Below are 12,328 nucleotides of genomic sequence, written 5' to 3'. Positions count from 1 at the left end.
GCCGAAGCTGTCGTCCGTGAAGGTCTCCGGCTTCAGGCCGCGCAGGGCGCCCGTGTTGCCGATCAGGGCCTGGATCGGCTGGCCCGTGGCGGCGAGGATGCGGCGCACCACCGGGTAGGCCTCGGGGTGCACGCCCGAGGCGTCGAGGGGGTCGGCCCCATCGCGGATGCGCAGGAAGCCGGCGGCGAGTTCGTAGGCCTTGGGGCCGAGCCCCGCCACCTTCTTCAGGCTGGCGCGGCTGCGGAACGGGCCGTTGGTGTCGCGGTGGACGACGATGTTGCCCGCCACCCGCGCGGTCAGGCCCGAGACGCGGGCGAGCAGCGGGGCGGAGGCGGTGTTCACGTCGACGCCGACGCCGTTCACGCAATCCTCCACCACCGCATCGAGGGAGCGCGCGAGCTTCCCCTCGGCGAGATCGTGCTGGTACTGCCCGACGCCGATGGCCTTGGGCTCGATCTTCACGAGTTCGGCCAGCGGATCCTGCAGGCGCCGGGCGATGGAGACCGCGCCGCGGATCGTCACGTCGAGGTCGGGCAGTTCGGCGCTGGCATAGGCCGAGGCCGAGTAGACGGATGCGCCGGCTTCCGAGACCATGACCTTGGTGAGCGTCAGCTCCGGCTGCTTGGCGATGAGCTCGGCGGCGAGCCTGTCGGTCTCGCGCGACGCGGTGCCGTTGCCGATGGCGACGAGTTCGACCCGGTGCGCCCGGCAGAGCCTGGCCAGCGCCATCAGGGCGCCGTTCCAGTCGCGGCGCGGCTCGTGCGGGTAGATCGTGTCGGTGGCCACCACCTTGCCGGTGGCATCCACCACCGCGACCTTCACGCCCGTGCGAAAGCCGGGGTCGAGCCCGAGGGTCGGGCGCGCCCCGGCGGGGGCGGCGAGCAGGAGGTCGCGCAGGTTGCCGGCAAACACCGTGACGGCGCCGGCCTCCGCCACCGTCCAGAGGCGGGCGCGCAGGTCCGTGTCGATGGTGGGCTTGAGGCGGGTGCGCCAGGCGCGCCGCACGCTCTCCATCAGGAACGCGTCCCCCGGCCGGCCCTGGTTGCGGATGCCGAAGGTTTTCGCGATGCGCAGTTCCTGGCTTGAGGGCTGGCCCTTCACAGGCTCGTCGCCCACCGCGTCGGCGATGGCGAGGTCGAGCACCTCCTCCTTCTCGCCCCGGAACAGGGCGAGGATGCGGTGCGAGGGCAGCTTCACCAGGGGCTCGCTGAAGTCGAAGTAATCGGCGAATTTTTCGCCCGACGCCGCCTTGCCGGCCTTCACCGTGGCGACCATTCGGCCGCGCTGCCAGCCGCTCTCGCGCAACGACCCCACCAGTTCCGGGTCCTCGCTGAAGCGCTCGATCAGGATCGCGCGCGCCCCCTCCAGCGCGGCCTCGACGTCGGCGACGCCCTTGGCCGCATCGACGTAAGCCTTGGCCGCCGCCTCCGGCCCCTGGTCGGGCCGGGCGAGCAGGGTCTCGGCCAGGGGCCCGAGCCCGGCCTCGCGGGCGATCTGCGCCTTGGTCCGGCGCTTGATCTTGAAGGGCAGGTAGAGGTCCTCCAGCCGCGCCTTGGTGTCGGCGGCGAGGATGCGGACCTTGAGGCCGGCCTCGAGCTTGCCCTGCGCCTCGATCGCCTCCAGCACCGCCGCGCGGCGCGCCTCGAGGTCGCGCAGATAGGCCAGGCGCTCCTCCAGGGTGCGCAACTGCGTGTCGTCGAGGGTGCCGGTGACCTCCTTGCGGTAGCGGGCGATGAACGGCACCGTCGCGCCGTCGTCGAGGAGGTCGACGGCGGCCTTCACCTGCCAGTCCGCGACGCCGAGTTCGGCCGCAAGCTTCGTGTTGATGGTGGCCATGAGGCAACTCCCGCTGGGGCCGGGTGTCTACAGGCCGCCGCGCGGCGTGGTCAAACCCGCGCCCCGCCTGCCTCGCCGGGTAGCGCCGACCCAGTTTTCCGATGGAGCATTGGCGGGCCGACATCGGAAGAGGAGCCCAATATTCGATCATTTATCATAATATTCGAAGATTGATAAATTTCTCGAATCAACTTAACTGTCACGCCGCTGGGCCACAACGAAGTGTTCGCAGCACCCATGCCAATGGAGGCTCGAATGCGTTTACTGACAACGCTTGCGGCGGCATTTGTCATTGCCACGGCCGCATTTGCGATCACGATGCTGACGCGACCGCCGGTTTCGCAGGCACGCGCCATTTCGACGATCGACACCTACGCGCTGACCCTCGGTGCCAACCCGGCGGACGCGCAATCCTACGAATGCGAGTAGGCACGTGCCAGGAGAAAAGCCTGCCCCCTCCGCGTTTCGGGTGCACGACAGATCCCGTTGACGACATGCCGGCTCTCAGGCCGGCATGTCCCAGGTCTCGGTCAGCACCGTACCGCCGAGGGCGAGGCGCGCGCGCAGGATCACGTCGCCCGCCGGCATCGGCGCGGGCGGGCGCCATTCCACGTAGAGGCGCCAGCCGCCGGTCTGGGGTACGAACTCCAGGAACGGATCGACCATCGTGCCGGCACTGGCCGAGACGTCGGCGCTCACGGCCGCGTTCCGGTCGGCGGGCAGGCCCGGCCCCTCGAAATCGACCACGTAGAGGCGCCGCCCCGGGCTCGGTGGGGTCGTCGGGCGCAGGCGCTCGGCGGAGCCGACCCGGGTTGAGACGACGCGGGCCAGCGCCCCCGGGACCACGGGCACCGGCTCGGCGTCCACCGTGGTCAGGGTGTAGCGCACGGACCGTTCCGTCCCGGCCGGCACGGGGTCCGCCGGCACGAACGCCGCCACGATGTTGTCCATGTACTCCTCGCGCGACGGGATCTCGAAGAGCTGGACCGCGCCGCGCCCGAACCCCGTCTCCGGCGTCACCCAGAGGCCGGGGCGCGCCTCGTGCCGGGCCTGCACGTCGAGATAGGCGGGAAAGTCGCGCTCGCGCTGGAGCAGGCCGAAGCCCTCCAGCGGGTCGACGCCGAAGGCCGAGATCTGGGGATGCGCCCGGCCGTTGGTCAGCGGCCGCCAGAGCCGCTCGCCCCGCGTCACCACCGCGAGCCCGTCGGAATCATGCACCTGGGGCCGAAAGTCGTCGAACGGCTCCGACCTGCGCGCGCCCGGCCCGTTCGCCCCGTGCAGGAACATGCTGGTGAGCGGAGCCAGGCCCAGCCGGTCGAGGGCGACGCGCGGGTACAGGGCCGCCTCCACCCGCATCACCGACGGGTCGCCGGGAGCGACCTCGAAGCGGTAGGCCCCCGCGAGGCTCGGTGAATCGAGCTGCGCCCAGATCTCGATCGTGCGCGCTTCGGCCTCGGGCTCGCAGATCCAGAAGGCGGTGAAATCGGGAAACTCCTCCGCGCCGGGGCCACCGGTGCGGATCGCGGCGCCGCGCGCCGAAAGGCCGTATTCCTGGCCAAAGCCCCGCAGCCGGAAATACGAGGCGCCGAGGAAGACCAGGAATTCGTCCTGGTTTCCCGGGGCGTTCGCGTCGAAGGCCACGTGCAGCCGGAAACCGGCAAAGCCGAGATCGGGGGGAAAGGCCTGTCCCTTCAGGTCTGGCCCGAGGTCGAACAGGTCCGAGGCGTAGGGAATCGGTCGGGCCGGGCCCCCGCGCGGCTGCAGGAAGAGCGAAACACGCTTGCGCTGCAGGAAGCCGCGATGGAACAGCTGGGCCGAGAAGTAGCGGCCGAGGCGTGGGCTGGCATCCGGCCGGAAGGTGATGGCCCGGTAGCCATCGTAGGAGAGCCCGGCCAGCGCCGGGGGCAGGTCGTCGGCCGGGGCTTGGTAGGGGTTGGCGGCGAGCACGCGCGCCTTCGCCTTCACGCCCTCGAATGTTATGGGCTCCGATGCTGCGGGGCTCTGGGCCGCGAGGTCCTGGGCCGCAGCGTGCGTTCGGCCAGCATTCAGATCGTGCGCACTAGGAAGGATCATCCCCACGGCCACGCTGAGCGTGGTCCGCAGGGCCCGCCGCCGCGAGACGAATTCGGCCTGTCCGGGTTCTCCAAAACCCTCGCCATCGCCCATCTGCTTCCTTTCGCCGGCCGGTTCCGGTGAGGGATCACGGTGTCCCCTCTCCTTCGAGTTCGCCGCGCCCCATGTCCCAAAGACTCGCGTCCAACAGGTTGTCGCACGACGCCCCGGTGGCTGACATCCCGGGTCCGGCGGAATTCTCGAGTCGGGCGCCGCGCTCGTACCTGGCACGCCGGCTGATGCTGGCCCTGCCCCCGCTCGCCCTCGGTGGCGTCGTCACGGCCCTGGCGCTCGCCGCCTACGGAACGCCGTCCGGCCTTCTCGGCGGTCTGGTGCTCGTGCTGTTCGCCCTCGTGATGACCTGGCAGGCCTTCGTCGCCTGGCAATACGTCTACGGCCTCGTCGCCACGGCGTTCGGGGACCGGGCGAAATCCGCCCTGGAACGCCGCTCCCTCACCGTACCGGCGGAAGCCTCGGGCCTGAGCCGCACGGCCGCATTGGTCGCGATCCACGCCGAGGATGCGGTGGCGGTGTTCGCGGCGCTTCGCGTCATGGCCCGCTCGCTCCAGCGGGCCGGGGGCAACGGCGGCGACATCGACATCTTCGTCCTTTCCGACACCCGCGACGGCGCCATCGCGGCGGTGGAGGAGCATGAATTCCGGCGCATCGAGGACTGGACCCGCCGCAACGGCCCCGGCCTGCCGCGTGTCCGCTACCGCCGGCGCCAGGACAATGTGGGCCGCAAGGCGGGTAATATCGCGGAGTTCTGCAAGACCTACGGCGCGGAATACGACTTCATGATCGTCCTCGACGCCGACAGCCTGATGACCGGCAGCGCCATGCGCCGCCTCGCCCGGCTGATGGAGGAGAGCCCCCGCGTCGGCCTGATCCAGACGGTGTCCTACGCCACCGGCCGCGACACCCTGTTCGCCCGCATCCAGCAATTCGCCGTGCGGCTCTACGCGCCGCTGGCGATCCGCTGCCTGGAGACCTGGCAGGGGCCGGACGGGAGCTACTGGGGCCACAACGCGATCGTGCGGGTCGCGGCCTTCGCGGACAATGCCGAACTGCCGGTGCTGCCGGGCAAGGCGCCTCTCGGCGGCGAGATCCTCTGCCACGACATCGTCGAGGGGGCACTCCTGCGCCGTGCCGGCTGGGAGGTCTGCCTGCTGCCGGAGATGGGCGGCACCTGGGAGGAGATGCCGACGAACCTCGTCGATCTCCTCGGGCGCGAGCGCCGCTGGTGCCAGGGCAACATGCAGCACCTGCGCGTGACCGCGATGCCGGGCCTGCGGCCCGCCAGCCGCTGGCACCTCATCGTCGGCATCCTCTCCTACATGGCCTGCCCGCTCTGGGTCCTGTTCCTCGGCCTCGCCACGCTTCAGGCGGCGCGGACCGGCGATCTCGGCCTCCTCGGCTACGGCCTCACCGGCTCGAACGCCGCCGCCCACGCGCTCGGTGCCCTGGTGGTCACGATCCTGGCCCTGCCGAAGCTCCTCAGCCTCGGCCACGTGCTCGTCTCGGCCGAACGCCGGGCCGCCTTCGGAGGCACCGCCTCGCTCCTCAAGAGCGCCGCCCTGGAGCAGCTCGTCTGGGTCCTGCTCTGGCCGGTGATGACCCTGTTCGCGGCGGGCGCCGTCGCCACCACCTTCATCGGCCGCGTGGTGCGCTGGGACGCGCAGGTGCGCGACGACCGCCGGGTGCCCTGGGCGGAAGCCGCCCGGCTCCAGGTCGACACCCTCGTGGCGGGCGCCCTGCTCGTGGCCGGCCTGCTCTATGCGGGCAATCCCTGGCTCGCCCTCTGGATGGCGCCGGTGGCCCTGGGGCTGCTGTCGAGCCCGGCGCAGAGCGTGCTCACGAGCAGCACGCGCCTCGGGCGCCGCTCGCAGGCGCGGGGCCTGTTCCTCACGGTGGACGATACCGCTCGCGCGCCCGAGCTCACCGCCCTCGCCCAGTCCCGGGGCGGGGCGCCGGAGCCCGGCCGCGAGCGGTTGCAGCCGGCCTGGATCGCCGACGAAGTGCCGGCCTCGTCGACCTGACGCCTGGCGATTACCGGTCGTTGAGCACCTTGATCGGGTCCGTCCGCTGGGCCGGGCTCGGCTCTTTGGTGGCGCTGCTGGTGCCTTTCCCCGCGTCGGTGTCATCGGCCTTCTTCGGAAGGCCGGTGCCGCTGGCGAGTTCGAGGCAGGTCACCATCTCCACGTAGGAGGGGAAGCCGCCGGCCTCGAACTGCTTCTCGCACTGGCGCTTGGCGGCCGGCGTGAACTCGTTCCAGCGCCGCTTGACCTCGTCGTGCGAGGCGCGCTCGGAGCGCAGGCAGCCCTCCTGGCTCGCATTGTCGCTGACGCCCGCCGAGGCCGCCGATTGGCAGGTCCGCGCGATGTTCAGTTCCGGCGGTCCGCCCTCGGCATGGGCCGGGGCGCCGAGGAGGAGCAGGGCGAGCGCTCCGGTGAGGGGCGTGAGCTTCGTCATGGCGGAAGTCTTTCGGCGAGCGACGTGGTCGCCGCGTCAACGCGCGAGACCGCTTGGCCGCACCACGCGAAAATTCACGCGCTCCGCAACGCCGCGTCGAGGTCGGCGAACAGGTCGTCCACCGCCTCGATCCCGACGGAGAGGCGCAGGAGATCGGGCGGGCACGGGGAATCCGGCCCCTCCACCGAGGCGCGATGCTCGATCAGGCTCTCGACGCCGCCGAGGGAGGTCGCCCGCTTCCACAGCCGCACCCGCGCCGCCGTGGCAATGGCCGCCGCCGCGCCGCCCTCGACCCGGATCGACAGCATGAAGCCGAAGCCGCCCTCCATCTGCCGGGCCGCCACCGCGTGGCCGGGATCGTCGGGCAGGCCGGGATAGAGCACGTGCGAGATGCGTGGATGCGCCTGGAACCGGCGGGCGAGTTCGGCCGCGCCGGCCGATTGCGCCGCCACTCGGAGGTGCAGGGTGCGCAGCGAGCGCATCAGCAGGTAGGCCTCGAACGGCCCGAGGATGGCCCCGCCCCCCGACCGGATCGTGACGATACGCGCCCAGAACGGGTCCGCCGCGGCACCCGCGAGCACGCCCGCGACCACGTCGGAATGGCCGTTGAGGATCTTGGTGGCCGAGTGCATGACGATGTCGGCGCCGAGTGTCAGGGGCCGGGTGTGGATCGGCGAGGCAGCGGTGGAATCGACGGCGAGTCGCGCTCCGGCCGCGTGGGCGATGCGGGCGGCTTCCGCGATGTCGGTGATCGTCCAGAGCGGGTTGCCGGGGGTCTCGATCCAGACGAGCTTCGTCGCGCCGGGGCGGATCGCGCGCTCCAGGCTGGCGGGATCGTCCATGTCGACGAAATCGACCGCGATCTGGCGGCGCGGCATCTCGGTGGCGAGCCAGCGCTTCAGGCCCCAGTACATCACGCGGGGCGCCACCACGTGGTCGCCGAGTTCGAGCGCCGTGAACACGGCTGTGGCCGCCGCCATGCCGGAGCCGAACAGCAGGGCGCCGGCCCCCGCCTCCTCCAGCATCGCCAGCACGCCTTCGGCCTCGCGCACGGTGGCGTTGTCGGGCCGGGCATAGGAGAAGCCCGAACTGTAGCCGTTGTCGGGATCGCGCAGGAAGGTGGTGGCGACATGCAGCGGCGCCACCACCCCCCGGGTCACGGGGTCGACATGGCCGAGCGCCTGGGCGGCGAGGCTGCGCTTCGAGGGCGTCGGCGCGTTCGGGTCTGACATGGGGCCTGTCCGTGAGGTCGGAGTTCGATTGACCGGCCCTTGCAGACCGGTGCAGGGACCGCAAGTTGAAGCGTCGAGCGCCGCACCCGGTCGACAGAAGAAGGAAGTTCGTTCGTCATGTCCCGCGCGCCCGCCTCGTCACCCGGCCATGTCCCCAGTGAGCCCGCCCTTGCCCTGCCCTGGCGGCTCGCGGTGGCGATCCTGCCCGTGGTGCTGACGGCCTTTCTGGGCTCGGCCGCGACGGGTCCGAACATCGAGGGCTGGTACGCGGGCCTGGCGAAGCCGGTCTTCAACCCGCCGAACTGGGCGTTCCCGGTGGCCTGGACGATCCTCTACGCGATGATCGCGTGGTCGGCCTTCCGGCTCCTGGGCGCCAAGCCCCGCACGGGCCCGACGGTGGGGGCGTGGCGGCTGGCGCTCGCCGCCTTCGGGGCGCAGCTCGCCCTCAACGCCGCGTGGACGCCGACCTTCTTTGCCGCCCACGCGCTGGGCGCCGCCCTGGTGGTGTCCGGCGCGATGCTGGTGATGATCCTCTGGACCATCCGCCTGTCCTGGCGCTTCGACAGGCTGGCGGCTTGGCTGCTGGTTCCCTACGCCGCCTGGGTGAGCTTCGCGACCGTTCTCACCGGCGCGATCTGGCACCTGAACTGAGAGGCTATTCCGCCGCCTCGACGAACACCGTGCCGGCGCGCGGCAGGTCGAGGGTGTCCCAGGTCTCCGCCAGGGCCGCCGTCAGCTTGGCGATGCGGGCGTCGTCGTGGAAGGGCGAGGGGGTGATGCGCAGGCGCTCGGTGCCGCGCGGCACGGTGGGGTAGTTGATCGGCTGGATGTAGATGCCGTGGTGCTCGAGGAGGTGGTCGGCCGCCGCCTTGCAGAGTTCCGCATCGCCCACCATCACGGGCACGATATGGGTGTCGGTGTGCAGCACCGGCAGGCCGGCGGCTTCGAGGGCGGCCTTGGTCCGCGCGGCCTGGCGCTGGTGCGCCTCGCGCTCGCCGTTCGAACGCTTGAGGTAGCGCACGGAAGCGATGGCGGCGGCGGCGATGGCCGGCGGCAGGGCGGTGGTGAAGATGAAGCCCGGGGCATGGCTGCGCACGGCGTCGCAGAGCACCGCCGAACCGGTGATGTAGCCGCCCACGCAGCCGTAGCCCTTGGCCAGCGTACCCTCGATGACATCGACCCGGTGCATGACGCCGTCGCGTTCGGCGATGCCGCCGCCGCGTGCGCCGTAGAGGCCCACCGCATGGACCTCGTCGAGATAGGTCATGGCGCCGTGGCGGTCGGCCAAGTCGCAGATGGCGCCGATGTCGGAGACGTCGCCGTCCATGGAATAGACGCTCTCGAAGGCGATCAGCTTCGGGCGGTCGCCCGCCGCGACCAGCAGCTCTTCGAGGTGCTTGAGGTCGTTGTGGCGGAAGACGCGCTTCTCGCAGCCGGAATGGCGGACGCCCTCGATCATCGAGTTGTGGTTGAAGGCGTCCGACAGGATCAGGCAGTTCGGGATCAGCTTGGCGATCGTCGAGATGCCGGCCTGGTTCGAGACGTAGCCCGAGGTGAAGACGAGGCCCGCCTCCTTGCCGTGAAGATCCGCGAGCTCGCGCTCCAGGTCGACCAGCGGCGAATTGTTGCCGGCGATGTTGCGGGTGCCGCCCGCACCCACGCCGCAGCGCGCGGCGGTGCGGGTCATGGCGCCGACCACGTCGGGGTGCTGGCCCATGCCGAGATAGTCGTTGGAACACCAGACGGTGATCTCGGAGGTGCCGCCGTCGGGCTTGCGCCAATGCGCCGTCGGGAAACGGCCGGCGATGCGCTCGATATCGGCGAAGACGCGGTAGCGGCGCTCGCCGTGCAGGCGATCGAGGGCGGTGCGGAAATGCGACTCGTAATCGGCCCGGCCACGAACGACGGCTTCCCGGTTGCCGGACGCTTGATGGGGTCCCTGGCCCGCTCCCTGCTTCGTGTCGCTGATCTTGATCGTCGCGGGCATGCGGTTCACGGGCATCCGTCCTTCACGCTTGGGCTGAGTGGCCGGCGGTGGGATCGCGGCCTCTGGCGGGATCGTTTCCACGCGGGCCCTCGTGCGGGGGACCCTTGATGCAATCGGTCTCGTTGGCGAGCCTGACCCAGCCTCCGTGAAGGAGTTGCTGACGGAGCCCGCCCGGCGTCGTGGCTTTCCCCAACGCGGTGGCGACGATACAGGTGAACTTGGAATTGGTTCAAGTCGACATCCGCATTCCTGCTTTGCACCCGCCGGGCAGGGGGTGCAAAGCCGGCACATCGCCGTGGCGACCATGCGTCGCGTCCCCGTGTCCCGCGCGGCACGCTCCATCCGACAGCAGACCCGCGAGCCCTATGACGGACGACATCAAGGCGAGCGAAGCCCGGGCCGGAACCGGGGCGGCGCCGAGGAGCGAGGCCGAGCGGCGGGCCGAGCGCCTGAAGGCCGCCCTGCGCGACAACCTGCGGCGGCGCAAGGCGCAGGTGCGCGGGCGCAAGGCGGGCCCGGGTTCCGACGAGACACCCGAACCCGGCGCATAAGCACAATCGGGCGCCGCGAACCTCCTTTTCGACAAAACCTGGCTATAACGATGCCGTTTCCACGGGGACGACGCACGTCCCGACGGATTTGGATTTCGGATGACTCCCGCCCGCAGCGTCGAGCACGCGCGGCGCGAGCGGAATTTTGACGAGCAAGGTTTAGGAACGATGGACCGCATCAACATCATCGGCGGCCGGCCGCTGCACGGGGTGATCCCGATCTCGGGTGCCAAGAATGCCGCGCTGCCCCTGATGATCGCCAGCCTGATGACCGGCGAGACCCTGGAACTCGGCAACGTGCCGCGGCTCGCCGACATCAACGCCCTCCTGCGCATCCTCGGCAATCACGGCGTCGACCACATGGTGGTGGGCAAGCGCCCGGGCCAGACCAGCGAGACCGGCCAGACCATCCGGCTGACCGCCTCGAACGTCATCGACACCACGGCGCCCTACGAACTCGTCTCCACCATGCGGGCGAGCTTCTGGGTGATCGCGCCGCTGCTGGCCCGCTTCGGCGAGGCCCGCGTCTCGATGCCGGGTGGCTGCGCCATCGGGACGCGCCCGGTCGACCTGCTTCTGATGGCGCTGGAGCGCCTCGGGGCTACCGTCGAGGTCGATGCCGGCTACGTCATCGCCCGGGCCAAGAACGGGCTTCGCGGCGGCGAAATCCACTTCCCCAAGGTAACGGTCGGCGGCACCCACGTGGCGCTGATGGCGGCGGCGCTCGCCAACGGCTCGACGCTGATCGAGAACGCGGCCCGCGAGCCCGAGGTCGTCGATCTCGCCGCCTGCCTGACCAAGATGGGCGCCCGCATCGAGGGGGCCGGCACCCCGCGCATCACGATCGAGGGCGTCTCGCGCCTGCACGGTGCTCGCCACGACGTGCTGCCCGACCGGATCGAGACCGGCACCTACGCCATGGCGGTGGCGATGACCGGGGGCGACGTGACGCTCGAGAACACCCGGGCCGACCTGCTGCATTCGGCCCTCGACGTGCTCTCGACCACGGGCGCCGAGATCACGGTGGGCACGGACACGATCCGCATCCGCCGCAACGGGGGCGGCATCGCCGCCGTCGATGTCACCACCGACCCGTTCCCGGGTTTTCCCACCGACCTGCAGGCGCAGTTCATGGCGCTGATGACGCTGGCCAAGGGCCAGTCGAACATCCGCGAGACGATCTTCGAGAACCGCTTCATGCACGTGCAGGAACTGGCCCGCCTCGGCGCGAAGATCCGGCTCGAGGGCGATCTCGCCATCGTGGAGGGCGTCGAGCGCCTCAAGGGCGCGCCCGTGATGGCGACCGACCTGCGCGCGTCCGTGTCCCTCGTGATCGCGGGGCTGGCGGCGGAGGGCGAGACCAGCATCAACCGGGTCTATCACCTGGATCGCGGCTTCGAGGCCCTGGAGGCCAAGCTCGCCCGCTGCGGCGCCGAGATCACCCGCGTCCGGAGCTGAAGCCGGGTCTTTCGTCCTCGGAGGCGGCTCTCCTCCTGGGCGGAGGAGAGCCGATTTCGAATCAGCCGCGAATTTCGCCGCGCTTGGGTCCGAAGCCCGGGATCATGCAGCGGCACTGCGAGCCGTAGGGTTGCGGCTCGGTGATGCAGTTGCCGCGCTGGGTCAGGCAGAGGCGGCCGAAGCGTTCGCCATAGCCACGGGGGCGGCGGTCGTAGCGGTCCTCGACGTCGCGGCGACGCTCGTAGCGATCCTCCTCGTAGCGGCGCTCGAAGCGGCGGGGACGATCGTCGTCGCCGTAATACTGGGCGTTGGCCTCGAACGCGCCGAGTCCGGTGCCGAGCGTCGCCGCCGTGGCGACGGCCAGGATCGTATTCTTGATGATGCGCTTCATGGTGTGCTCCCCTCGCAATGGGCCCGGGCCCGCGTCGCGCCGCCTTCGGGTCTTGGCGCTTCCTCTAGCGCTCCCGGGCTGAACGCTGGCTGAGGCGCGCCGCGTCGCGCAGGCGGGTCACGAGGCGGACCAGCGGCAGCACCGCTGTGGCGAGGCGGATCTGGCCGGGCAGCTGTTTCGGGCCGAGGGGACGATGCACGAGGCGCGGACTGGCGCGCTCGGCCGCCGCCACCGCGTGGCCGGCCAGCGGATGGGCGGCGACGCGAGCCGCGTCCTCCGGCGCGATCCG

Annotated in this window: 11 protein-coding genes and 1 pseudogene; 5 read left to right on the top strand and 7 right to left on the bottom strand. The window is 70.9% G+C overall.

What is annotated here, in order from left to right:
- A partial coding sequence (locus JWQ05_RS12785) for a Tex family protein (protein WP_299658822.1) occupies positions 1 to 1,836 on the bottom strand: 1,836 nt, incomplete at its 3' end.
- Positions 1,837 to 2,091: 255 nt separating this feature from the next.
- On the opposite strand from JWQ05_RS12785, the gene JWQ05_RS12780 reads away from it, so the two are divergent.
- The gene (locus JWQ05_RS12780; RefSeq protein ID WP_299658821.1) at positions 2,092 to 2,265 is read left to right on the top strand and encodes a hypothetical protein; all 174 of its coding nucleotides are present in this window, start codon (positions 2,092 to 2,094) and stop codon (positions 2,263 to 2,265) included.
- Positions 2,266 to 2,340: 75 nt separating this feature from the next.
- On the opposite strand, the gene JWQ05_RS12775 is transcribed toward JWQ05_RS12780, so the two are convergent.
- Positions 2,341 to 3,816: a glucan biosynthesis protein gene (locus JWQ05_RS12775; protein ID WP_299658823.1), complete on the bottom strand. Its 1,476-nt coding sequence runs from the start codon at positions 3,814 to 3,816 to the stop codon at positions 2,341 to 2,343.
- 257 nt (positions 3,817 to 4,073) lie between these two features.
- Between JWQ05_RS12775 and mdoH the strand changes: the two genes are divergently transcribed.
- A complete protein-coding gene (gene mdoH, locus JWQ05_RS12770) occupies positions 4,074 to 5,987 on the top strand; it encodes a glucans biosynthesis glucosyltransferase MdoH (protein ID WP_299658820.1) in 1,914 nt (637 codons plus the stop codon).
- Between the two features lie 10 nt (positions 5,988 to 5,997).
- Here mdoH and JWQ05_RS12765 read toward each other — a convergent pair whose 3' ends face one another.
- Positions 5,998 to 6,420 (bottom strand): hypothetical protein, encoded by a 423-nt coding sequence (locus JWQ05_RS12765; RefSeq protein ID WP_299658819.1) that lies wholly within the window; start codon positions 6,418 to 6,420, stop codon positions 5,998 to 6,000.
- A gap of 74 nt (positions 6,421 to 6,494) precedes the next feature.
- Positions 6,495 to 7,652: an aminotransferase class V-fold PLP-dependent enzyme gene (locus tag JWQ05_RS12760; RefSeq protein ID WP_299658818.1), complete on the bottom strand. Its 1,158-nt coding sequence runs from the start codon at positions 7,650 to 7,652 to the stop codon at positions 6,495 to 6,497.
- Between the two features lie 117 nt (positions 7,653 to 7,769).
- On the opposite strand from JWQ05_RS12760, the gene JWQ05_RS12755 reads away from it, so the two are divergent.
- Positions 7,770 to 8,303, top strand: a complete 534-nt coding sequence (locus tag JWQ05_RS12755) for a TspO/MBR family protein (protein ID WP_299658817.1) — start codon at positions 7,770 to 7,772, stop codon at positions 8,301 to 8,303.
- A gap of 4 nt (positions 8,304 to 8,307) precedes the next feature.
- On the opposite strand, the gene hemA is transcribed toward JWQ05_RS12755, so the two are convergent.
- Complete coding sequence (gene hemA, locus JWQ05_RS12750; RefSeq protein ID WP_299658816.1) at positions 8,308 to 9,654, bottom strand: 5-aminolevulinate synthase; 1,347 nt, start codon at positions 9,652 to 9,654, stop codon at positions 8,308 to 8,310.
- Positions 9,655 to 10,004: 350 nt separating this feature from the next.
- Between hemA and JWQ05_RS12745 the strand changes: the two genes are divergently transcribed.
- A complete protein-coding gene (locus JWQ05_RS12745) occupies positions 10,005 to 10,190 on the top strand; it encodes a hypothetical protein (protein WP_299658815.1) in 186 nt (61 codons plus the stop codon).
- Between the two features lie 168 nt (positions 10,191 to 10,358).
- On the top strand, positions 10,359 to 11,648 hold the full coding sequence (murA, locus tag JWQ05_RS12740) for a UDP-N-acetylglucosamine 1-carboxyvinyltransferase (protein ID WP_299658814.1): 1,290 nt from the start codon (positions 10,359 to 10,361) through the stop codon (positions 11,646 to 11,648).
- A 61-nt stretch (positions 11,649 to 11,709) separates the two neighbouring features.
- Here the strand turns inward: murA and JWQ05_RS12735 are convergent, their stop codons facing one another.
- Positions 11,710 to 12,039, bottom strand: a complete 330-nt coding sequence (locus tag JWQ05_RS12735; RefSeq protein WP_299658813.1) for a hypothetical protein — start codon at positions 12,037 to 12,039, stop codon at positions 11,710 to 11,712.
- A 64-nt stretch (positions 12,040 to 12,103) separates the two neighbouring features.
- A pseudogene (locus JWQ05_RS12730) lies at positions 12,104 to 12,328 on the bottom strand (glycosyltransferase family 2 protein); the annotation flags it as partial.

This window comes from Methylobacterium sp. (assembly GCF_028290105.1).
GTDB lineage: Bacteria > Pseudomonadota > Alphaproteobacteria > Rhizobiales > Beijerinckiaceae > Methylobacterium.
Note: the sequence above shows the minus strand (reverse complement) of the source record. Positions and strands in the feature narration are given on the sequence as shown.